Source organism: Acinetobacter sp. 148, from assembly GCF_031196675.1.
GTDB lineage: Bacteria > Pseudomonadota > Gammaproteobacteria > Pseudomonadales > Moraxellaceae > Acinetobacter > Acinetobacter baumannii.
On record NZ_JAVIMT010000017.1, the window covers coordinates 144271 to 168609 of the forward strand.

Here is a 24339-nt window from a genome sequence, read left to right on the forward strand (position 1 = left end):
GATAAGAAAGTATTGAAAATACAATAATTACTAATTTTAATATCAAGTTGATTGTGAGCAATTTTTTAGTATGATGGAAATGCGAATATTTATTTATGCTATTGTTTGAGAAATAAAAAATGTTAGATTTATTCACCCCAATTGTTGAGTCTGAAAAACAACATTATATTTTTAAAATTTTATCAAATGAAACAATGTATGCTGAAAGGAATGTAATATTAGATTGGGCTGATGGATTTGTAGATAGAGATAATAAATTTGTAAAAGAATTCCAAACTACTTTTGAATCTTCTTTGATGGAATTATATCTAAATAAAATCCTGAAATCAGAAAATATTGATATAGACTATAAACATAATGCACCTGACTTTGTGTGCAACAAAAATGGTTCATCTTTTTGTATTGAAGCGACTATTGCAAATCCTGAAAAAGATGGGCAGCCAGCCTATGGTTTTACAGAAGACTATTTAAATTTTGATATTGACTTTAAAGAGTTCAATAGGAAATCAATTATTAGAATTGCTAATTCTATTGTCACTAAATCTCAAAAATATACAAGATCTTATTGTAAATACCCGCATGTAATCGGTAAACCTTTTATTTTAGGTCTTAATTCCTTTGATCGTCCTCATTCCCATTTTATAGGACACCGCGGTTTAATGGCAGTCCTCTATGGAATTTATTTTAATGAAGAAAGGGCTGTTTCAGAAGAACTTTCCTATATTCCAAGAGAAAGAATGGATTTTATTGAGAAAGATAATGGAGCATCAATTCAACTCGGTTTTTTTACAACTTCGGAGTACGAGCACATTAGTGGCGTAATTTATAATCCATATGCTAACTGGGGGAAAGTCCAAGCATTAGCTGAATTATCTGAAGCAAATAAATATACATATTTTAATGCGCTTTACACTATGGATGAAGTAAATGAGGAAACGTTAACCCCAGATATCCGTCAAGGTATTCCTAAAGAAGAATATTCTGAATCGATCTTTGATGGTATGTATATTTTTCATAATCCTCATGCTAAATATCCAATTCCTAAATTTTTATTTAACCATCCTAAAATTGCTCATTTCAGTTTGGATAAAGCCGGGAATATTATTGAAAGAATTAGTGGTAAATTTTTACTTTCACGAAGTTTAATAGGTGCACGTGTAAGTTCAATGTTTCCCAAATAAAGAGAAATTCAAAGACATAATATTTATAAATTTAATTTTGCTGTATCCAACAATCCATAAAAAATACGCTCATCAAGAGCGTATTTTTATTACTTATATTAAGCAGCTAGATTAATATTATTCTCTTGCTCAAATTCATCAATCTTCTTAATAATTTCAGCAGACTTGTTATATGGCATAACAATCTCATCAAACTCATTTACTTCTGAACCCCAGAATTTGAGCATGATATTCTTAATCTGAGGTTTATCCACGCCGTCGCCATTGAATACATACTTGCTACGTTCAGTTCTGACATATAGTTGGTACTTAGCAAGCTGCTCATCAATACGTAGTTTTCTAGGAGGCATTGCGATATCACGAATTTCTGAAAAGAGGTCTTCAACACTTGTAAGGTGCGTAAAGTCTAATTCTCGTGTTATTGGAACATCATTAGAGCCTGCATGTTTTTCAATAATGATGATGCGAGTTGAAACGGCGGTACCAGCATTTTTAAAGGTTGATTGAGGTAACCAGATTTCAGCTGTCAGAATTGCACCAGGTGTGCTTTCAATAAATTCGTCCACTTTAGAATCCATTGAACCACGTGGTACCAAGGCCACAATCCGACCACCATCATAAAGATGACCAAAAGCCTTCTTGATATGTTGAATTGCCAAAGTGCCAGCATGACCAAATGGCGGATTCATCACAATCGCATGGTACTTATTCAATGATTCTAAAGATTCGAATGTATCAACAATTACTTTAGCACCTGTATTTGCCATTTGAGCACGACTAGCTAAAGACTCAGTCGGTTCAATCATTGTCAACTCTACATCCTGCGGAACAAAACGACCAATAGCTCCATCACCAGCACTAGGCTCAAGCACAGAATCGCCAGTGTGTACCCCTGCCCATTCAATCATTTTGAATCCTAGAGGTTCAGGCGTTGCATACCATTCCTTACCTTCGCGGTTATTACGACTTTCAGAACGTTTGCCTTTGGCATAGTAGAATGTTAGTGCTTGATCAAATGGGGTTAACTTAGCAATACGGGCATTTTCTTCATCATATGCTTTACCGCCAATACCATCATTTAGACTTGGCTCTTCATATTTAGCTTCTTCATAAGCCTGAATTAACGCTTCTTTGATACTTACTACAGCATCAGCACCTTTTGCAAAGTTATCTACTGTTTCTGCGCGTCCAGCAATCGTGTCTGCAAATGCAGCCCGTTCCCATGCAGTACCAGTAGTCAAGTATCTCTGAATAGCATTTGATGCTTGTCCGGTTCGATAGATACGCCCTTCCGTCTGTCTCAACTTGGCTGGCTTTGTTGGTTGACCAATATTAATGAGTACTCGCTGGTGTTTACCAGTTGTATCATGCAAGCTAATCCCAGTAGAACCAGCATCTGACTGCAGAATGAGAATATCGTGCCCGCTATCATCAGTATTAAATAACGCTACATTAGTTTCACGTTGTTGCTTTGAAAGACGGCCATTAAATAAAAGAGCATTAGGAAATGCATTCTTTAAAGTTTCAACAGGTGAATCATAATCAAGATTGAGATTTACTAGATCCGGTCTATTTTCTTTGAATGCATTATATTCAAGCTCAATATCTTCTCTAAGTGGGCTTTCATATTTTTCGATATCAAGCTTACTAATCAAGAAAGGTGCAAAACCACCGCCCTCGTTATAGTCATGAAAAATTACTACTTTACGACCTAATGCTAAGTGCTTTTTCACCATATCAACACAAGCTTCAGCTTTAATAGCTTCTAACAAACGGCGTCTTGCTAAGTAATCAAAGCGTTTTGCAATAATTTCGTATATTTTTTTAAATCGGTTGCCAGTAAATAGCCGATCATATTCTTGCATAGATGCATGACGTCCCCAGCCTGTTGTTGGTTTACCAGTCTGAGCAGCCCATTCTTCAAAAGTTCTTGTTTTGTGCCCTTCTATTTCTTTATAACCATTGCGAAGATAAGTTAAACCTTCATCAATAAGTTCACCAACACGAGAGCCAATTAGAATGAATTTACGATCATAGTCAAAATTTACTTCTAAATCCCGCCCAGACATAGCACCAGTGTTTTTAAGATTTTCAGCGAACTGTCTTTCAAGTACTCCTGTATCTACCTTAGCTTCAGGTCGGGTCAACTTACCATATCGCTTTCGATATCCAAGATTTCCCATATAGAAGTGCTCTCGAGCCTTACTAAAGCCTTCAGCTAAATTACCTTGGTCATCAACAGATACTGAAGGAGACATATAATCAAATAAATAGCCTTCCGCCCAATCAAGTGAAAAGTGATAACTAAATGGCGTAGCAGATAAGAAAACAACTTTGACCTTACTTTTCTGGTGTTTCCAATTCAAATTCCAGATCTTTCGTTGTTCATTTCGAAGGATCTGCATTTTGTTATAAGCACTTAGGTATTGTTCTGTTTCTTTACCATCTTCATCGAGCTCTTCAATTGGCATCTGATCAGCAAATTTATCTTCAAACCATTCACTAAAACCATGCAAATGCCCGGTTAATGCTCTTAGTTTGTTTAATGCTGCAGTTGCTTTACCATCGGATGATTGCGATAGAGTATGTGCCTCATCAATTAATATCAGGTCCCAATGTTTGTGAACTAAACTTTTATTTTGTCCAAAATTAGCAAAGGTTGTGACCACGACTGTGTGTTCATTACCGCCGTTATCTTTAATACTTTTTAATTTGTAAGCTTTGATATTCAACGGACTTGAGCTTTTTACAAAGTCATTTGCAATCTTATCATTCAAGGTAACAATCAAAATATTCTTGAGACCAGCATTAATAAAACGCTTTGCCACTCCAAGCCCAGTAAAGGTTTTACCTGTACCAGTGCCGTTAGTAAAAAGAATACCCTTCTTATTTTCCTCAATTAACCGCTTTTCAGTTTTTAAAACATCACCACGTTGTGCCAGTTGCAGATATGGCAAAGCTGCGTCAATATTTGAAGCATCGCTCCAAATTGTTTCTACATTATCTGCTTTTAATTGAGCTTCAAGCTTTTCATCTATGGCAGCTCTAACTGATTTAGCAGATTGTACAATTGATCGATCTCTTGCTCGTTTAAGAGATGATCTCTTACCAGATAGTTCACTGCTTCCGCTGCTGTTAATCCGGTTAGCACTGGTTCCACTATCTCCATTTGAAGATTCATTTCTAGGATTTCGGCCGCCAAGTAAACTTGCATCATCACTTTTTGGTAAGCCAGTATTACTGTCTCTGAGTACCCCAACTTCTCCATCATTTCTGACTGCTTCTGAAGCCTCAAGTTCATCTTTTCCTGATCCAGTTGTAGAAACAATTGGTCCTCTGGATCTGAGACGAAATTCGCCAACTGATTCCACATCTGAATTGGTATTTGATACATGTAAGAATAATCCTTTTACAAGTTGCTGATCTTCTGAAAGAAGAGAGTCTGGAATAGCTTTAAGATGTTTTGAGCGTACAAGAATTTCACCCTGATAATAAAAGGCATAGGGGTCAAACTCTTTAGCTTTGGTTAATTTGATGCCTTTAAGACCAATAACCTGTAATGTTTTATTCTTTTTAGTGGTGTATGGCTTCAGCTCTTTATCGCAAGCAAAAAGACTGACAATAGTCTCTAGCTGTTCAATAACATTTCTGGAACTGTTATTAAGGTGTTGGATAACTGATTCATCAATGTTTTTGATAGCCTCGTTATATAAGACTTCAATAACTTCATCCAATTTTGGAAAGTCACTTTCTTGACGGGCAAAAGCTAAAGCTTGCTTTGCTACAGACAAGTTAAGTTCTATTTGCTTATGGATTATAAGAAGGAAAAATCGAGCAATATTGCTCTGATAATGCATGAAATCAATCATGTAATAAATCGCAACCAATACTGTGTCTTTAGTGATTGGTTTGAGCTTTAAAATGGACATATATCCCTCAACATAGGAACTTTACATTCCTATGTTGAATGATCGTAAGTATCTAATTTTTAGTAGGTTCCAGATCTAAACATCTAATTCTTCGAAAAGAATGTCATTAATTTTGTTCCCTTCATGATTTTCTTTGTCATTACTTTGATCAATTTTAGCTTTCAAAGCACTGTGGAAACGTTCAGCTCCCTCTTTCGTTAATCGAATTATTTTAGGGCTACTTGAACTGCTGGAATCAACCAATGAATCGTACATTTGCACACTAATGAAATCATCACCAAGCACTTGTTGTGCATATTGGAGAGCATCTTTTACACTTACTGGTTCAGGTTCACCAAACAATCCTACATTGCTGCTATCTAAAGCTTGTTTCTCTGCAAATTCAGCTAAAGCTTTAAATAACATACTCATTTTTTTTGAACTGCGGCTATTCTTGGCGAGAAATACGGCGAGCTCAGCAACACCTTCTCCTAGATCCTCAAAAAGCCCTTGCTGCTTTACAAACTCAACAATATCTTGATCATTTTGCTTTGCAGATAAAATTGTATTTGCTGCATCAATAATTGCATTAGCAACACGTTGATCAATGGCTTGCTCCATTCCATCAACGATTTGATCTGATATATCTTGAACATTTCCACGACTTATGGCTTGCGCTTCAATAAATTTAGGGGCAGCAACACCAAGCGCATTAAGCATATTTTGAAGATCTGGTTTTGTATGATCAGCCATCATTTCTAGCAAACGATCATCATTGTACGCTTTACTAAAAATTGCGGCCTTGATTCTGTTTATCAGTGCTTGTGTTGGTTTTTTATCTTTCGTTGTGTACTGGGCAGCTTCTGTATCACCTAATTTACTTAAAAAACCTTGAATAAACTTTTGATTACTTACTGCTAATAAATCGCCATCTTCACTCGGATTAAAAAGTGCCAGTAAATTCTCATCTAAACGTTTAGCATCAGCTTTAGCACGTTCAGTTGCTGTAAAAGACAACTTATCATCTTGGTTAGCATCTATTGCAAATTGAGCTCTATCAATCTCGGTTGTACGAATACGTATCAAAATCGGTTGAGCTATTGCTTGGACCTGCTCACTACTAAAGCCAAAGTAATCAGCTTCATCAATCAACCATTGTTTATACTCATCTGCGGAACCGCGATCATAGGCAAGCTTGATTGCCATTGTTCGGCCATTTCCTGATTCAACCACTAAATCATCACCAGTAATCGGTGCTCCCGTATCTGCACGACCTGAGCGGCCTAGGCTTTCGGGATCTAAATCATTAGCAGTTTTCTGTACCCATGCTTGTGAGGATTCACGACTACGATCTCGTGGCTGCAATTCTTGCGGATAATTAGGGTTTTCCGCACCAGTTGCTGTATGAGATGCAATGACTTGATCAATATCAACTAAAGCGAATACAGTAGAAATCTTTTGTCCTTTGGCTGTTTTCACATTATTAGTTCTACCCTTCAAAAGCCCAGTGAAGGGCTGTTTAGGTTTAAAGAAGCTGATCATTTGATCAATTACAACTAATGGATTTTTAGCAATATCTTGAGTAGAAATTAGATTTAATGTTGTCATTAGATATTCTCCGCTTCCATTTTTTGTACTTGATTCAAGAGCTCTGTCACCGCTGGAATAAGAAGTGGATCATTTAAGTCTTTTTCTGCTTCATCTCGAATTTGCTCTAATAACTCAAGATTAACTTTAACCTGCCCTTCAATTACTGAACGGTAAAGTTGATTACCTTCATCATTTGTCGTACTAGGCTGAAGATCTTCAACTTCTGTCGGAGCATTTAGTTCTTTAAATTCTTCATTATCTGAATTTTGGGCTGGCTCTTTATTTCTGAGGCGATCCGCTAAATGTTCATCTGCCCATGCTCTTGAATATTCATAAAATGCTGTTAAATATTCTGGTGAACCTTCGGCACCATTCCAGTTTTTTAAGAATTCACCACGGCGATCTGAAACCCAAGCCATAAAGTCTATGTTGTTAGAATCTTCAGGATTTTCCAAAGTGTCTAACCATGCTTGCATCATTTTGTTTTCAGCTATACCAGCTGTACGTGCTGCTAATACTTCTTCATCTCTTTTTTGTTTAGCTTCATTTTCGGCATCAATAAGTTTTTTTGCTTCTAATTCTGCTTGCTGTTGAGCCAAAGCCTGGTCATCTAGATCAGAAATCCATTCACGTGCCCAAACTACTGCATCAGAACCCCCCTCTAGAGCCTTATTGATACGTTCAAAGAATGCTTGGTAACGTAAACCATCTTCACCTGCCCATTCAGGATCAGCATTTAAACGCTTTAAGTCGGCTTTTAAACGTTCGGCTTCTTCATCAGAAATACTATCTGGTAACTCATTATCGAGACTATTCTCTTTAATGATTACTTCATTTTCTTCAGATTGCTTGGTTAACAATGTATTTTGCAACTGATCCAATTCATTTAATAAATTGGAAATTTCTACACTTAAAGAATTTAATTGACTTTGTTTTTGCTCGAGACGTAGTTCAGCATCTGCTAAAGCCTTGGCCTTTTCTGCTTTTTTAGATTGTAACCGCTTAAAACGATTACTATTTTGGTTAATCAACTTCATAATTCGACCAGCGAGAACTGGAATTGATATTCCTTCTCCCTGATTAGGCTGAATTGCAGCCGTAATATCCCGATTGTTCATTAAAATCTTCCATGAAATTAATGCATCTGCTGGACTAATTTTTTTTGATAATCGATCTGGCTTATGAAAAAGGATTGTGAAGTTTTGACCATCATCAAAATCATAAGTAAGAGCAATTTGAAGGACTTTTTTATGCTTAAAGGGCTTACTTTCCGTAACGTTAACGATTTTGACGCCAGTTTTTGAAAACTGATCCATAGAGTGATGCAAAATTGCAGATAGCTGCTCTAAATGCTGGTAATCAACGATAATAGAGTCATAATGCGCTTCTTCTACGCCTAGACTAGATAAAAGCGTAGGTAACCCATCAAATTTACTTAATAATTGGCTGTGATCATCATTTCGTTGCATATCTAATAACAACTTAGAAGTATCACCCTCATGAGAAATTAAATTGATTCCATCCCATTCAGGTTTTTCAGCTGCGACAACATTTTGTAATTGTTCTAGTTGCCATCTTTGAATCGGTTTTGAACCCGTCAAATTAAATTGTTGTGAAGATAAATGGCGCTTAAGTCCAAATTGATTTGTTTCAATAACATCTGTAACACAAGCATCAAACATTCGGCCAAATTGCAGTATCGCTAAATCAGCTGCATGCTGGTCATCGATAGCGCCTAATACCGCAACAGAATCAAACGCATCTATCCCACCCTTTTTACCTTTTAAATTTACAACACGCCAGAAATCATTTTCCGTGTAATCTTCAGTGACTAAAGCATTAATTTGACGGTAATCACCCTTAATAAACCCAATTGAACAAGCACCACTATTCACCATAGAGTCAAAACCATGTACTAATCGGCTTTGATGTGGTGCGTGTGTTTGAATGAAAATTGATTTAACACTCACGGAGTTATCCTCATTTTAGTTTGAGGATATTTTCTCAATTAGGTGAATCTATAAAGGCAATGAGTTCCATAGCTTATTTTAAGTTGGGAAACATTTTGATGAAATTTAAAGTAACAATGGCATGTGCTTTATTAGAGGCATCAAGGGGCAAATTGCCTGCTTGAAGTGAAACTAGATGCTCAATTTCAAATTGGTTCTGATTTCTTGCAGCTTTATCAAAAGCATATATTTTTAATCTCATTAAGTATTCAATTGGTGGAGACTGAGTACCATCTTTATTAAACATTATTTCTTTTATAGCTTTAGCACTATTCGCAATAGCTGCTTCTTTAGTCTCAATAAATGAAATGTTCAACTCATTTGAAGCATTACCAGTTACATGGTTGAGTTGAAAATGCCCCACATGCACTGCATCGGTTTGGGCATCTAGTAGTGATACATCTACATTATTGGCTAACCAAGCAACTTTGTTTGAAGGATCAAAAATTGGAATATTTGCTTGAGCAATTTTACTGTTTGCACGGTACGGGCGAATTTCAATTCCAAAATGGGCCGCTGAAAGTGTCCCTAATGCGTAAAGTTCCTGATAATGTGAAACAGCTCGATCAACAGTTAGACCAAACCACAAGACAGGATTCTTAGCAAAACGTTCTTTAAACGGATTTAAAACGTTTCCCAAACTGTTATTTATAGTTTTATTCTGTGTTTCGTATTCAAAAAAAGCCATTATTCTTCATCCTCTGGAAATTTACGGCTTTTAGCAATACTTTCAGCTAACGTTAATGCTTCCTCATATTTCATACCTGTATCGCGCTCAAGAATGTACGCCATAATATCTACATCTAAATTTGATTCTTTCAATGACGCGATTACTTGTGTTTTAAGTAATGTTGTATTCATTCTTGATTGAGCATTGTTGATTTCTTCTGTAGCTGCTGCAGTTTGGTTTGAATAATATTCAACTTGCCAAGGGTAATCTTCAGGCTCAAATTGTTCGTTGTAAGCAAAACCCCAATCCAAATGAAGAATTTGATTAATCCCTTCGGAAGCTGCTGTTCGAATGTCTTGTGACCTACGCATGATTTGTGCAGAAGTATGGAATGCTCCACCTTCTCCAATACCGCCAGTTAACATATCAGCCCAACCAACCATGCTTGGATCTAGACCAATTCCGCCCATCAGCAAACGGACATTAATCATGAATTGTTCAATATTAATAGGTGAGCTTCGTTGATTCTTGATATCACCTACTGGATTTAGAACTTGTTTTTCATCAAATACCGGAAGCATGTGAAAAGCAGTATTCCAGACTGCTTCACCACCTGATAAAGCATCACGGACATAAGCCTCATGATTTTTCAGTAAACCTTCTAAACCACGGATATAGGCTTGACGTTGGGCTGGCGGCATTCCTGACATATTTACTGTCAAGAACATCTGATTTACGGTATCTGCGATTTGCTGGCTATTCATAGATGCCAAAGCGAGGATTACATCATCATAAATATCTTCAATCTCATAAAGAAATGAGCCGCCTAAATGCGCGGGTAAGATTGGTAGCTCATCTGGATCATCACCCTCCAACATTTTCGTGACAAGTCCAGTTTCAACAAGCTCATATTGAGCAATATTGCTCATACGGGGCATTTTGAAACGTACCATTTGAATAGTATTCAGCTTGGTAATAGTTTTTTGCCAATTGCGAGGATCTAAACAAAAAAAGGCGACAGTCTTACTGCCTTGTTCGAAAGGCTGTATTAATGGCGGATATGTATACTCATTACATACGAGGTCAATTACACCTTTATCTTTTTTCCCATAAATACGTGCATAGGAATCACCGAAAGAAATAGCATCTCGGGCAAGTTTGCTTAAATACTTATTGATAAGCTTTTCCATCTTTACACGGCGCTCATCTAGTTGTTTTTTTAGTTTTTCAGCTGCTGGTCCACTGGCCTTTTTCAAGCGTTCGGCAGGTGTAATAAAGACTTGTTGGCCGCTATAAGAATCTCCGCCTAATGCGGCAGAAACATGAATCCCCATACCCTCTGCGATAGGTGCAAAGCGTAACATTCTCTCCCATTTTGTAAGAATTTCTTTTCTAGTACGTTTTTTATTGGCTTTGGTTTGGTTAGTCCCAAGTGAAAACGGAGCCATAGTTTCATATAGCTGTGCTGTTGCATCCTGATTAGACGTATCGAATTGCTGATCATATGAATTAACATTTTCACCGAGTAACAACGATAAGAACCGAGAAGACATAACGAAGCCAAAATACCTAAATAATTATGTATTTTGAAGGCTGCTATTTTTTTACTTTTAGATGGGTTCCAAAGTGAATTGGAACCAAACAGATTTAATAAAAATCCAGCATGCAATTCTATCTGAACAAACTTACTTTACTGTTTAGAGGATTCGCTAATGGCTGATGTAAAAGTATTCACTGATATGGATATTGAATTAGCTCAAAAGACAAAAGATATTGTAAATAGTCAGCGTTACAATAATCGTCCAGCTTTCAAAACCTTAACCCTAGGCTGGGACCTTGAAACTGGTTCTATTGCAGTTAACTACACTTTTGTAGAAGAACCACAAAGTACTGATCAACCTGCATAACATGCTTTAATAAGTAAGCCCCCCAAAAAGGGGCTTTCTTATTATCTAGTAATCTTATGATGCAAAAGAGGTAATATGAACAGGAAGAGTGCCATTAGGCCCTAAATTTTCAATAATCCTTGAAGAGATATCATTTAATTTAGCAGCAGCCGCAAACTTTAGTTGTAACTGGCCATTAGAGTACCTACCAAACAAGCCCCCTCTATTTAAGTTATTCATAGGTCCCGGTCTAAACCACGAAGGTAAAGTATTTAATAAGATACCCACATTAGAACCAATGCTCAGCGTAATACCGTTTAATAAATTATCTGCTGTTAATTGATATGTTTGCACAATCCTTGGAACATTTTTAGCAGATATAGCAGACCAGATTAAATTACCTTGCTCATCATATACATCTAAATAACCAGAGATTTTAGTGTAGTCATAACTTAAAAATGAAATATTATTGTTATGCACACTATGCCAATATTTCCCACAAAACTCTGTTCCTTCAGATAGGTTTAAAATATAAAGAGTCTCTTTTGGTAAATCATTACGAAAAGAAGGATATACCAAACTAGGGGTTTGAATAAAACTAGGTGCCCAACCAGAAGATGCACCTATTGAACTAGGTGTACCACCATCTAACACTTGTACAGAATTTACACCTAAATGTCTGTAAGTGTCGCTAACAATAATTTCACCTTTATCATTACTTACTTCAAAGCCAGACATTATCCATACCTATAAATATCAACAGTAAGAAGGGCCAAACCAGATAATGCACTCACTCTTACTACATTAGGTGTATAAATAGACGCAAAAGGCCCACCATGGTAAGCAAGTGTAGGGTATTGCTGAGTCATATTACCTAAGCAGTTTTCTCTAACAATTGCTATATGAGTTTCAGATGTAATACCGTCATAAACATAATCCTTATAATACTCATTAGAACCTAAAGAGATTTCAAAAGTATGTATTAAGTGCATTTGACGATCTGTAACATCAACAACAATCTTCCCAGTTTCATCAAAACATTGTAAGCCTTGTGGCATATTGTCCTCCCAATATAAAGGGCTAGATAACTAGCCCTTCTTCACTACCACAGCCCTAATTTAACCCTGACAACATTATTATCGTCGTAAACTGTAATTAAACTGCCGCTTAAAACCATTCTTGCACCATTGGGTTTAGCCGGATCCTTGTAGGTAGTTAAGGTCCCCAACTCACCAGCAATCGCGCTCAATTTATCGACTTTAAACAGTTCAGCTGTTAAAGACTTCGCTTTGAAGTTTGCTGCGGTCAAATTTTTAATAAATACATCACTATTCATAATGACCTGATTGTCTTGAATTATGAACGGCATATATTTAGTAGAAGAAGTACCTGTTGTGAAAAAAATTCTATCAGCTTGGAAACCTATAGAAGTTTGGACAGTTCCATTATTTTGTTCACTTACCATGGATAAACCAGAGAAAACACCGTTGTTATCCATTCCCATTACGTATTTACCTTTCATCCCGTTGATCAAATCAACTTGAGACTTAAGATTAATTGCATTTGGCCCATATACTGAAGTGAGAGTTTGAAGTGAACCAGCGTAAGCTCCTACATCCGTGGTATATGTAGTTTTAAAACTCTCAAATTCAGCAATATTGTCTGCATCTTCAATATCGATGTAATCAAGATCCACTTCGCCTGCTTGAGCTGCATAATTGCCGATAAAAACAGGAGTAAAGAAAGCTGCTTTATTTGCAAATGTTTTGGGGTTTGTAAGCGTTCCAGCCCCACTACTTGCACCAGCAGATCTACCCTTGAAATACGCAACACCAGTAACCCAAGAACCCAATGCAGGTGCAGCACCACCAACCACATAATGACTTGAGCCAATATCTCCATTTATGTAATTCGTATCTGTAATAAATGCAGATTTTGCGGCATTAAAACAGGTGGCCCCCACATAAACTACACCAGCACCTGACACCCTTCTGTAGCGGTATTTAATCCGGTACATCTTATTATCATCAATTGGTAAGGTAGAGAACCAGTTTAGCCAGATTTCATCGTTGCCAGAATTATCACCCATCCGTAATGCATAACCTCCCCGACATGTTTGATCTTCAATTAAACGCATACCTATTCTTGAGCCGCTAGGCGTTCTGTTAATCCAATCTATCTCAAAAGTTTGCAAAGCAGACGCCATAATGGTTTGGCTATTTGCTGAATAGAGGGCTGATAATCGTTCACTGGATGAAGCAACTGCCTCATTCAATTTTGAAGAAGTCACATAATCTCTTTGTATGTCAGCAACTGTTCTAGATGCTGCAGCAGCTGTGTCTTGAGCTTTTACAATTTCTGCAAAAATTGGTACTGGTACAAGTGACGAATTATATTGAATTGGTTCAATAGATTGTCCCAAAGCTGTGAAAGACTCAGTTTTAATAAGTGGTGTAATCGTTTTATAGTGTGAAATATCATATCTCGCCCCACCCCGTAAAAAGACAGTTTCAATTGAAGAGTTAGGCATTTGTTTAATGTTTATTAAAGGTGATTGTGCAGTCCAGCTAAAAGAGAACTTATCAATAATTCTATTTTCTGCTTGAGTACCCCATCCATTAGCGGTAACACTCCATTCACAATTAAGACCGAAAGAGCGTGTACCATGTGTAGCCCAAGGCACATTACTATTATTTTGGCCGCCCAAAGTACAAAATACTTTAAAATCATACTTTTGCTTACCGGTAGCCAACTGAAAGATAACAGGATAGTAAATATCTGGATTCAAACCTGATAAGTCAACATTCGTTAAAATATTTTCTTTTAAGCTTTCAGTATTTTTCTGTAATGGATCAATATATTCTGACTTTAACTGATTTGACGATGCAGCAATTGCTCTTTCAATATTTGTATTAGTTAGGTCAGAATTAAGAATATATGCACTATTTGTTCTATCTAATTTAGAAGACATTTCAGTAAGTTTACTTGCCCATGTTTCCTTAAAATTAGTTAATGTCCCTAATGATTCTGTAGCTGTAGAAACGAAATCTTGTAAATTAGGATCTGCAGATGCATAGTCAGTTACGTCATAACATTCAATTTGAGCTAAAGTCCAGGATAGAGGGCTTTCAGGTGTTGGGGCTGGTCCACCCGCTACATGTACGAATCCAGAAGTATCGAATCTTCCGGTGGCACCGGATTTAACCATACGAACATAAACTTCAAATCTACCCGTCCCGTCAGTGCTCCCAATGAATTTATCTACTGATCCATCGCCCATTAAATTTGCTGCAGGATATAACTTGTAGCCGATAGGTAATTTAATCAGGTATTTAATGATGAAAATAGCATTTGAACGTGTGAAAAACTGTTGATGAAAACCGCCGAAATTCGGGCTTGCTGAACCAGTTGTAACGATTCTAACCTCATGAGTTGAAGTGGTCGGATTGTCAGCACTTTTAACTTCACGAGTAACACTAACTGTACCATTCTGAAGATTGTTGTAAGTGCCGACGTTGTTCATTCCTTTCTTGAAATTTACATCACCGTAAAGCAACTTACCGTTAGTAATCATCATTGCAAGCTTAGTTGTATTTTCTAATGCTGAACCCAGATTGTCGGTGCTTGTTTGGAGCTGAGTAATATCATTATTACGAAGATTAATTAAATCTTTTGATGTTTGATCCGCTGCTGCTTTAGTAGTTTTTAATACCGTTGAAAGTCCACCTGGTACAGAAGCGTCATATTGCTGAATTTGTTGTGCAATAACACCTTTGTTAACATCAGCATTGATAAATGTATCTTCAACAAATTTCGCATTTTGTTTAAGAGTAGTTTTAAAGCCTCCTTTGAAATTAGGAGCAGAATTGCCACGACTGATAAACATATTAGTGATGGTAATTGTCCCACCTACAGGTGCATTATCAAAACGTATGCCCAAAGGTACAAAGCCAAAGTCCGTAGCTTTAACATTGGTTGGGAAAAATCCTGTCAACTCTATTTCACCATTTTGTGAAATAGTAAAACTAGGCAACCCAAGAAGATAAGTAGCGCCATGAAATTGAATTATACACCCTGCTCCAACAAGTCCAGAAGTTGCTGTGTATTTAATGCGCATTACAATTGGATCACCAAGACCAATAGGTAAATTCTTATGTTCGTATTGTAATTCCCAGACTGGAAAAGTTTGATTTGTGCCTGTTGAAACATTTAATGTTTTGGTTTCATCTCCTAATAAAATCCAATTGTCTTCTGCGTATTGAATAGTATCCAGTTTTGCTGAAAAAGATTTTATTTCTTCTGCAAATACTTCTTTTGCATCAGATCGAGTAATTTTTTGTTGAAGAATTTGAGCGTGATTTTCTAAAACTTTTTGCAAGTTTCCACTGTTATTTGCCAAACCTAGAGGAATGCCACTAACGACCTGAACAGCAACCATTATCTGTTTTGCACCATTCAGACCAGAGTCAGGAATTGCGTGAAGTTCAATACCTCTTCCAGCCCCTATTCCTTTCTGACCAATAAGGATATATGCATCCCTTCCCGTAATCTGATCAAGAGTAAATTGATTTGCACCTAATGAAAGTAACGCAGCTTTAACTGTGTTTAAATTCATAGCAATGTAATCATAGTTAGTGATAATCACAAAAGTATCTTTAGGTATTTCATTAATAGCATTACTCATGGCAACGGCGTTTGCAGGGTCACCATATGTGTCATATCGAGTTGAAGTTGCAATCGAGCCATCTGCTGCTAAAACATGCACAGAAAAGCCGCGGTTAGAAGCTACAGATATAGTCTCACCTTTTAAGTTCTTGATTCCAGTAAAATCATTATTCCAGCCTGAAGAATAAACTCTGTAATTAAAGACTTGTCCTAGATCTTGATTTAACTGCTTGTAATTAGAATCTAAGCTATTAATTGATTGGGTTATATTTTGTTGATTATCACTAATTGTAGAGTTTATTTCCTGAAACTTCCCATCAACTGATAATTTATTCGTATCAACGGTAGATTTCAGAGTTGTATAATTTTCAGTTAGTACTTGGATCTTTTCTAAATTTTTCTGAACATCTGTTTTAGTACCTGTAATTGCTAATGAGTTAGCTTCTAAACCTTTCTCAATTTCACGAGGATTTTTTCTAAATCCTGTTGCTAACTCACCTTTCTCTAATTGAACTTCTCGAATTAAGAAATCAGGAGCATACCCTACTTGAGCACATAGGATAATATTAATATACTGTAAGTTATTGATATTTGTATCAAAAGTATAAGTACATAATACTTCTTTATCTGTTGCAATATTCCATTCATTAACAACCTGATTATTACTGCTACCATCATATCTATGGATGATTAATAGCAAAGTTTTTTGTGCTGCAGTTAGGGCTTTGGCTTTAAGTGACAACGTATAGGTTTGATTTATTTCTAAACCATCAGCTATCGTAATTGACTCGATAAAACCTTTAAAATATGTAGACGAATTCGTAGAGCGGAATCTCCCCCAGTTTGCGCCATAAGCATCCTTAAAAACTTCTAGAACATTACCTTCAACAACAGCATTCTGACGCCAGTTAGAGATTGAAAAAGGCGCATAGAAATCACCATTCTTGATTAAATTGTCTCCACCACTTGACGAGATTGTTGCTTTTAGAATTTTACTTTCTTCAGCTATAGCTTTATTTGTTTCTGCTTTTGTATAACGGGTGCTATCCAGTGTTGCTGAACTATCTGTCCATAAATTTCCGAACTTCTGCTTAAATTTTGCTTCCAATTCATCTGTAGCTGCGGCAACTGCTTTATTTGTGTCAGCAGTAGTCGAATAATTTTGTAGTTGTGTAGCGCGTACAAGTGATGTGTCTACATCTTTGTCAGTAAAAACGCTATTTACCCGATAAGCTTGTAACTCCCACCAACCGCCACTGCCATTGTGTCCAAGTGCAAAACCTAACTTCATTTGTGGATGAGTATTAAAAGTTACAACCTGTTCGATATATACCCATTCTTCGTTTGCTGGAATTCTGTTTAAAGCAATCACTGATGCAGTGATTGTAGCATTTGAAAAACTACCATCTGCTTTGCCATACATAGCCGTAATGCTGCAATCACCTGTAGAATCTGCACTTCGGCGAACCCAAAAGCTAACCTTATATGAACGATTTGTCGGTAAAGCTTTGCGGCTATATATCCAACATCCTGCTTGATTCGAAGAATCTTTTCTAAAGACAGTATTGCCAACTTTTCCTGTATTAGTTGTTTTAAAGTGGATTTTCAAATCATAACTATAGTAATTAATCCAATCTTCAGGGTTTTTTAAATTAAAATCTGGCAGTAATGAGTCACTATCATTAGCAGATTCAATAGATGCTTTAACATTTTTAATTTGAGCATTAAGCTGATTAGTTTGATTTGCTGTAGCTTCGTCTAACTTTGCTGTGGTTGCATAGTTCTGCAGTGCTTTTGCGGTGTTATCGATATTTTTTTCAGCATTTGAAAGTCCAGTTTCAAGACTTGATGTTCTCTTTGTTAGTGCCTCCTTTTCAGTCACATATGTTTGTTTGAAATCATTAAAGTTTGCATTAACTTGATCTACTGCAGCGTTGTAGTCATAAGCACTGGGGATCCACGATTCAGTAGTGATTAAGTCACCCCTGACAAGCACTGCCCAATAAACCGTTCCGACTGAACCTTGAGCAGCAGTAGGACTGTTAATCATGTAAAAATTTAAAGCACGTTTTTCAATAACTTGATTATTTTTAACAAAGGTTATTTTATTAATAACTTTGCCATTTGTATTAACAACGGATTGTAAGGCTTGCTGACCTCCCCCAGCATAAACTGCCAAATTAGAGTTTGTATCCGCACCATTTCTTTGATGTTCGGCACACCACATTAAAGTGTATTTTGCGCCTACCTCCCAATCCTCGCCTAGCTTATATGAAAGATGAGGATATGAAGTTCCGTTATATTTACCCACAACATTTGACTGGATAAGCAAATTCGAACCAGCAGCTGCGGCTCTACTCAAACTTGCAGAGAGTGCTGTTGCTTGCTCTGTAACTGCTTTAATCTGTCCAGCTTGTTCTGTTACATCTGATTTCGTTGCTTCCAATGCTTCTGACGAAGCCTTTTTATTTACTTCATTATTAGTTAAATTTAGATCATTTCTAAGCTTAGAAATATCTAAACTTTGAGAAGACAATGTTTCGCCGTGCTTCTTAACTTCCGCTTGAGTGATCTTAATCGCTTCTGCATTAGCATTTAATGAGCTTTGCGTATCCCGAGGGCTTGGGCTCCATGCTGTAGGTTTATTGCCGGCTTCGATCTGTAATTTTTGAATTGTTGGAATTCGGCCTGAGCCATAAGTACCGTAAAACTCAATTGTAGATTCAGTTGAACTGTCAGTGTTTAATTTAGGAAAAACCGTCACTGCAAATTTTTGAAATTCATTTGCTTTAGTTACTGTAACTGAAGTTGTGAAAAAGTGGGCAGAACCATTAGATGAGTAAACCTGAACCGAACCGGCAACAGGTACACTCACTTCAAATGAAATGGTAACCGGCTTATCTAAGTTTTCGTCATAAAAAACTTTTAACTCTTTGCTTCGTTCATACATTAAGTATTCACGACTTGTTGTAGCTGTCGATGTTCTAGGAGCTTCTGAATTAGCAACAGCATTAACACCACCGATTTTTAAATTATCTACAGCAGCTGTTATATCAGTCGATACACGGCCCATTGCACTTTCGAGATCACTCTTTGTAGCTGTTTTCAACAAAGCTTGAGCATTGCTCTGAATAACTGTTTCTGCATTCTGCATTCTTGTTTCAAGCTTACTGGTCCTTTCAGCTTCAGCTTCTGTTCTGTTAGTTGCTGTTTTGAATAAATCATTTGCTGTTGCAGTTGCATCATTAGCTGAAGCTAATGAGTTGTTATCTTCAACAATAATGTAATTAAGCTGACAAATTCCTGTCTGGAAGTTGTAGTTTGCAATAAAGATTGGGGCATAAAATTCAGCTTGCGCTGGGAAAGTACGCGGATTATCAATTGTCCCTAAGCCAGTTGCTGCCCCAGTAGATTTACCCTTCATGTATAGAACTACTTCTTGCCATTCACCTAAATTAGGTTTAATGGCCGACAATAAGTAGTTAGAAGAACCCATATCTCCTGCAAGGGTGTTTGTAGTCGTTACGTATTTACTTTGGTCTGCATTTTTACATGCAACACCAAGATAAATAGATCCATTTTCACCGAGTACACGGCGGAAACGTGCACGAACCCGATAAAGTGTATCTGGGTTAATCTTTACAAACTCATTCCAATGAACCCATGTTTCATCATTATCAGCATTATTCCCAAGCTCAAGAATATAACCACCTAGTGCATCAGAATCTTGAATTACTTTCACTTCTGCAGTGGTACGCCAACGTGTCCAGTCATCAATACCTTTTGTCGTAACGACTGCACGTACCCCAGAAGTTACTTGAGTTTGAGATTTTAGACTTAATAAATTTTGAGAAAGGGCTTCGGTAGCTTTTACAGCTGTTGTTCCTGTTTGCTGCGCTTCTGCTGCATTATCAAAAGCCAATTTTGCAAGATCATCAGTAGTTTTAAGTGATGATGAAAGGCCATTTATGCTTGTATTTGTATTACTTTCTAAGGTCGAAACACTTTTTTGAACATCAGTAATTTGCCCTTGTACCTTTAAATTTTCTTTAGAGATACTTGTATCAAGTTCACTAAATTTTGAAGCAGTAGACTGTTCCAACTCGGTAAGTGACTCAGTAACTTCTAAAATATTCGCATTAGATTTCCGATCAGCTTCTTCCAATGCTGCATTAGTTTGGTCGATACGTAATGATAAGGCTTTATCACCATCAGAAACTGATTGAGCAATTGTTGCTATATCTGAAGTTGTTTTAATTTTATTCGAATTATAGTCAGTTTTTAGTTCTTCAAGTTTTTTTGCTTCTGAAACAACCTTGTCATCAACCAGTTTTACTGAAGATTCTACTTTTTCGATGTTTGCGGCATTACCTTCTATTTGTTCTTGTGAGTTTTTAAGAGTAGATTCAATTTGTGAGGTTTTCTCAGCAATAGATTGATTCAAATCACTTACAGTACGTTCGACTTTATTAATAGCAGTTTTGTTGTCACCAATTTGTGATTGTGCGGTACTGATTTGATCAGTAAATGCTTTATCTTGAGCTGCAAGGGTTTTTATTTCTTCTGAAATTAAAGCGTTTGACTTACCGAATTCGTTTTGCATTTCAGCAAACTTAAGCTCAAAACTTTGAGTTAAAGCCTCTTTTTCATTTGCACGTGCTTCAGCTTCAGCTAGAAAACCAGAATCGACTTTCTTATCAAGATCAATATACTGAGCTGCAATTTGATCTACTTTTTTAACTGCAGCTTCAGTTTGATTTACAACAGGTTCAATTTTTTGATTAATGAGTGTATTGGTTTCTTCACCTAATGCTAATTTCGCGTCATCAATCATCTGACCAGCTTTAACTAAGTTTTGATCAATGTCTTGTTTTAAGGCGGCCTTAGTTTGATCAATAACATTCAGTGTGTCAGCTGCTTGTTTTTTACGGTCCAGAACTTCTTGATCTGCAATTTTTTTTGCGTTTTCTGCGACTAACCGAATTTCATTTGAATCACTTCTTACATCAGCTATGATTGAATCTGTTTCTCTTTTAATAAAACCGATTTTATCATCGAGTTCTTTCTCAGCACGAATTGCACGTTGTTGAGCATCAGCAACCAATGCTTCATTAGCTTGAATAGACTGATCGATACGTTGATTGGCTTCATCCAATCGTAGATTAGCCTCATTATTATGTTGATCTACAATTAATTTAGTATTATTAATTTCTTGATCTATATAAGCACGAACTTCATCGACTTTATTCTGAGCGATCTGATTAACTTCTTTAACTTGTTCATGAATTTTTTGAACTTCCTCATCAAAATGTTTCATTCCCTCTTCAAGCAACTTAAAAGCATCAGAATCTTTAATATTTTCAATTAAATCTTCTACTTCTTTTACTTTTTCTTCAATCTCTTGATTAATTTGCTCGTTATTTTCAATCTTCTCCCCTTGTTCTTTTAATTCCTCCTTAAGCCCTTCTAACTTATCAAGAGCGTCTTTAAATGCACCTTCAATGGATTTAGGATCGATTGGCACACCTGCAACTGTAAGAGTTGTGCCTACGGCCATACTGCCTGCAACAGAACTATTACCTGCAACTGAAGTATTACCTACTACTGTGCTATTTCCCGTTAATGTGCTATTACCAGTTTGTTGTGTATTAGCTTGTACATTCATCAACGGCGTTTTGATCGAAACGGTTGTGCCAGAATCAACTTTTAAATTTTCTTTAGATATAAACTCAATGTTATCTTGTCGAATTCGGCGCACACCAACAATAGCGCCATCTCCATGACTAACATAACTATGGATTACTGGGCGTTCTTCATTACCATTTTCAAAGAAGACATAGACGTCTTCCCCCTCCACAATTTGAATTTCTGTATCAAAATCACTATCACCGACTGGATAGGCAAAAGTTGCTGCAATGCCTTCACTCGCGCCATCAGTTAAACCATGAATGTGTACTTGTGCAGTACGACCTTTTGCGTTGTAACTTAAAATCTTTGCACGTTTAAAACCATTCATATATTTGACCTACAAATTAGCAATCCAGAACTTTGATGAAGTCCCCATTGATCCCCCTATTGCGCCTGTGTCTATATGATGTGCAGCTGTTAAAACGACATACTTCTTTCTATCTATTTCAAATATATCGCCTGCATTCCAGTTCAAATTTAGCGGTCTAATTATTGTCCCCCGCAAGATCAAAACTTTTTCCAAGTTTTTGACTTGTCGGGCATCTAAACCAGCTCTTTGCGTCACAGTATGGCCTGGGGTTATTGAGTCATCACCAACAACCGTTGAACCGTTATTCTCAACTGTGACAAAAGATGATTTTTGCATCAGTTCCAAAGGTTTACTGGATATCCAAACGACACTGCTAGGATCTAGTTTTGTGATAGGTTCCTTTTTGAAGAAAGAATCAATTTTTTGAGCAGACACTTTATTATTTTGAAAGCAAATTACAGCTGCTTCTTGTTGCAGATAATGAGCCAAGCGCTGTGTAGGCATACTCCCCTTTAAACAAACAAATTTAGGCAAAGGTAGATCATTACCTAAACTAATAGTTGCCCCACAGGCTCGAATTACAGAATTGAAAGAAGTTTCATTACTAATAATTGCTTGTTTTGAATATTCGATAAGTCTTTTACAACCAGCCAAAATACCAATACAAGATATCCCACCAACACGGCGATCTTGTTTAATAGTCTGAGTTTTTAGAGGAGTAACTTTGATAAGTTCGAAAGGATGAGAAATGTCATTTACAGTAAGTTGCTCCCCTTCTTTTAAAAGGGAGTCTAATTCAGTAGTAGATTGAACTGTGAACTCAATGGATGCGGGAATAGGTACGAGATCAGTTCTTAAAGTTGCACTAATAAGCTCAGAAGCAGGAATAATTTTACCCGCAGAAACTATGGTGATTTGCATTAACGGCTTCCCAAGTTAAAATTAAAACTTATAGGGGCCATACAAAATGCAAGCTTAGGTAAAGCTTCTTTCTTTTCGTTATAGATCTGTTGAGCTTCCGAGACAGATAATCCATAACTTTCGACACCGAGCCCACGGGTCGCCTCAACCAATCTTGCTTGTAAAAGATCACAATGAGCTTTAACTAAAGGTTGAATAATTACGTACTCATCGCCGCTAAGTTCAATAGTTTCATTCAGTTCAATACTAGTAGAAGCTTTAGTTTGACAATCTAATACCGCCCAGCCTGCATAGTATTTTGCTTCTTCTAAAAATGCCTTTACGATATCATCAAGCAAAATTGAATAGCCCGATAATTGATATTCTTTATAGAGCTCTTCTGATAGTTGCTGGATAGAACCAGCAACTACAGCATACCCTTCTGATTCAGGTAATAACTTCATTGCCATTACCCAAATAGATTGCCCAGTTGACGACCAACGCCTTGCACAGCATTTGCTAGATTAGTTGCCTGTTGAGCAGTATTGATCACTTGCTGAACTCGATTAACAAGATCAGCTGTACCATCAATTTGTTTTTTACCCGGTTGAACACTACCGTTGGTACCAATATTGGCAAAGCTACCAAAGTAGTTATAGTCAATTGGGCAAGAGACAGTCATAACTTGAGATCGGCTATCAGAATCATATTCAGCTGACTCAAAGCGTATAGCGCAGTTTTCAAGTGCATAAGAACGGGTAAAACTACCTAAACGGCCATCATAGTAATCTCCATGGATGATTCCCCCACTAGCTACGACATATTCAGCCAGAAGTTGATCATGTCCTGCTTCAGTTACAAGGATTTGAAGATTGCCTGTGTAATGGGTTTTCGGCGGCCCAGCAACAATTCCAGTAAAACCACCCGCATATTGGACTTCTGCAGGATCTTCATTACTCACAATTGGACGTGGGCAACTTTTAAATAAGAAGCGAAGGTCTTCCATGCCACGAGGAACAAACATCCCCTGACAAGCCAATAAGGGTGAACCAAGTTGCTGTAGAGCAATGTAATCTTGTTTAAGCTGATTTAGTAAAATCGGATTAGATTGTTGCATATTTCTGATGCTCAATAGCTTTAATATGCCCCAAGATTAAAAGGTTATATTCACTTAAAATTTGATTGGTTCCATAAAAAAAGCCACCCTAAAAGGTAGCTTTTTAAATCTGCTTTTTATCCAATATTTGGTGGTACTCGCAGAACCTGTACTGAAGGTACACCCCGATCTAGCGCATCTTGGACACAACGATAATCAGGATTATTTGGTTCATAACCAAGTTCACCACGGATATTACCCTTATGTATTGTCATCGGTGCATCAAAACGCCCACGCATAAAACGACCAATAATAATTGTGTCAGTTAATGATTGATTGGTCTTTGTTTCTGTTTTATCAGTTTTTTTCTGATATTGAATACCAGGCGCTTCACCTAAGATTTGAGTTGTATTCATGAGTATTTCCTTAATTAAAG

14 protein-coding genes are annotated in these 24339 nt (G+C 36.9%); 2 read left to right on the top strand and 12 right to left on the bottom strand.

Annotation, left to right across the window (positions count from 1 at the left end):
• Positions 1-119: 119 nt before the first annotated feature.
• Positions 120-1181 (top strand): hypothetical protein, encoded by a 1062-nt coding sequence (locus tag RFX69_RS03325; RefSeq protein ID WP_309168634.1) that lies wholly within the window; start codon positions 120-122, stop codon positions 1179-1181.
• 98 nt (positions 1182-1279) lie between these two features.
• On the opposite strand, the gene RFX69_RS03330 is transcribed toward RFX69_RS03325, so the two are convergent.
• The 5 genes from RFX69_RS03330 to RFX69_RS03350 all read right to left on the bottom strand — a co-directional run bounded on the left by RFX69_RS03330 (position 1280) and on the right by RFX69_RS03350 (position 10911).
• Positions 1280-5110: a DEAD/DEAH box helicase family protein gene (locus RFX69_RS03330; protein ID WP_023187840.1), complete on the bottom strand. Its 3831-nt coding sequence runs from the start codon at positions 5108-5110 to the stop codon at positions 1280-1282.
• Positions 5111-5185: 75 nt separating this feature from the next.
• Entirely contained in the window at positions 5186-6697 is a 1512-nt protein-coding gene (locus RFX69_RS03335) for a hypothetical protein (RefSeq protein ID WP_023187841.1), read from the bottom strand.
• Positions 6697-8649 (bottom strand): hypothetical protein, encoded by a 1953-nt coding sequence (locus RFX69_RS03340; protein WP_023187842.1) that lies wholly within the window; start codon positions 8647-8649, stop codon positions 6697-6699. The genes RFX69_RS03335 and RFX69_RS03340 overlap by 1 nt, the downstream gene beginning before the upstream one ends.
• Positions 8650-8722: 73 nt before the next feature.
• Complete coding sequence (locus RFX69_RS03345) at positions 8723-9376, bottom strand: hypothetical protein (protein ID WP_309168635.1); 654 nt, start codon at positions 9374-9376, stop codon at positions 8723-8725.
• Positions 9376-10911 carry a hypothetical protein gene (locus tag RFX69_RS03350; RefSeq protein WP_000098521.1) on the bottom strand — a complete coding sequence of 512 codons (1536 nt, stop codon included), beginning with the start codon at positions 10909-10911 and terminating at the stop codon, positions 9376-9378. Before RFX69_RS03350 ends, RFX69_RS03345 begins: the two co-directional genes overlap by 1 nt.
• 159 nt (positions 10912-11070) lie before the next feature.
• On the opposite strand from RFX69_RS03350, the gene RFX69_RS03355 reads away from it, so the two are divergent.
• Positions 11071-11265, top strand: a complete 195-nt coding sequence (locus RFX69_RS03355; protein ID WP_000786041.1) for a hypothetical protein — start codon at positions 11071-11073, stop codon at positions 11263-11265.
• Between the two features lie 54 nt (positions 11266-11319).
• Here RFX69_RS03355 and RFX69_RS03360 read toward each other — a convergent pair whose 3' ends face one another.
• From RFX69_RS03360 to RFX69_RS03390, 7 genes are all read right to left on the bottom strand, one after another.
• Positions 11320-11982 (bottom strand): hypothetical protein, encoded by a 663-nt coding sequence (locus RFX69_RS03360; RefSeq protein WP_000012463.1) that lies wholly within the window; start codon positions 11980-11982, stop codon positions 11320-11322.
• Positions 11982-12302: a hypothetical protein gene (locus RFX69_RS03365; protein WP_001135547.1), complete on the bottom strand. Its 321-nt coding sequence runs from the start codon at positions 12300-12302 to the stop codon at positions 11982-11984. Before RFX69_RS03365 ends, RFX69_RS03360 begins: the two co-directional genes overlap by 1 nt.
• 44 nt (positions 12303-12346) lie before the next feature.
• Complete coding sequence (locus RFX69_RS03370; RefSeq protein WP_270899837.1) at positions 12347-21925, bottom strand: interleukin-like EMT inducer domain-containing protein; 9579 nt, start codon at positions 21923-21925, stop codon at positions 12347-12349.
• Between the two features lie 9 nt (positions 21926-21934).
• A complete protein-coding gene (locus RFX69_RS03375) occupies positions 21935-22828 on the bottom strand; it encodes a hypothetical protein (RefSeq protein ID WP_151817904.1) in 894 nt (297 codons plus the stop codon).
• Entirely contained in the window at positions 22828-23277 is a 450-nt protein-coding gene (locus RFX69_RS03380) for a hypothetical protein (protein ID WP_151817903.1), read from the bottom strand. Before RFX69_RS03380 ends, RFX69_RS03375 begins: the two co-directional genes overlap by 1 nt.
• Positions 23277-23924 (bottom strand): hypothetical protein, encoded by a 648-nt coding sequence (locus tag RFX69_RS03385; protein ID WP_151817902.1) that lies wholly within the window; start codon positions 23922-23924, stop codon positions 23277-23279. The genes RFX69_RS03380 and RFX69_RS03385 overlap by 1 nt, the downstream gene beginning before the upstream one ends.
• A 116-nt stretch (positions 23925-24040) precedes the next feature.
• Positions 24041-24319 (bottom strand): hypothetical protein, encoded by a 279-nt coding sequence (locus tag RFX69_RS03390; RefSeq protein ID WP_016141716.1) that lies wholly within the window; start codon positions 24317-24319, stop codon positions 24041-24043.
• Positions 24320-24339 lie beyond the last annotated feature (20 nt).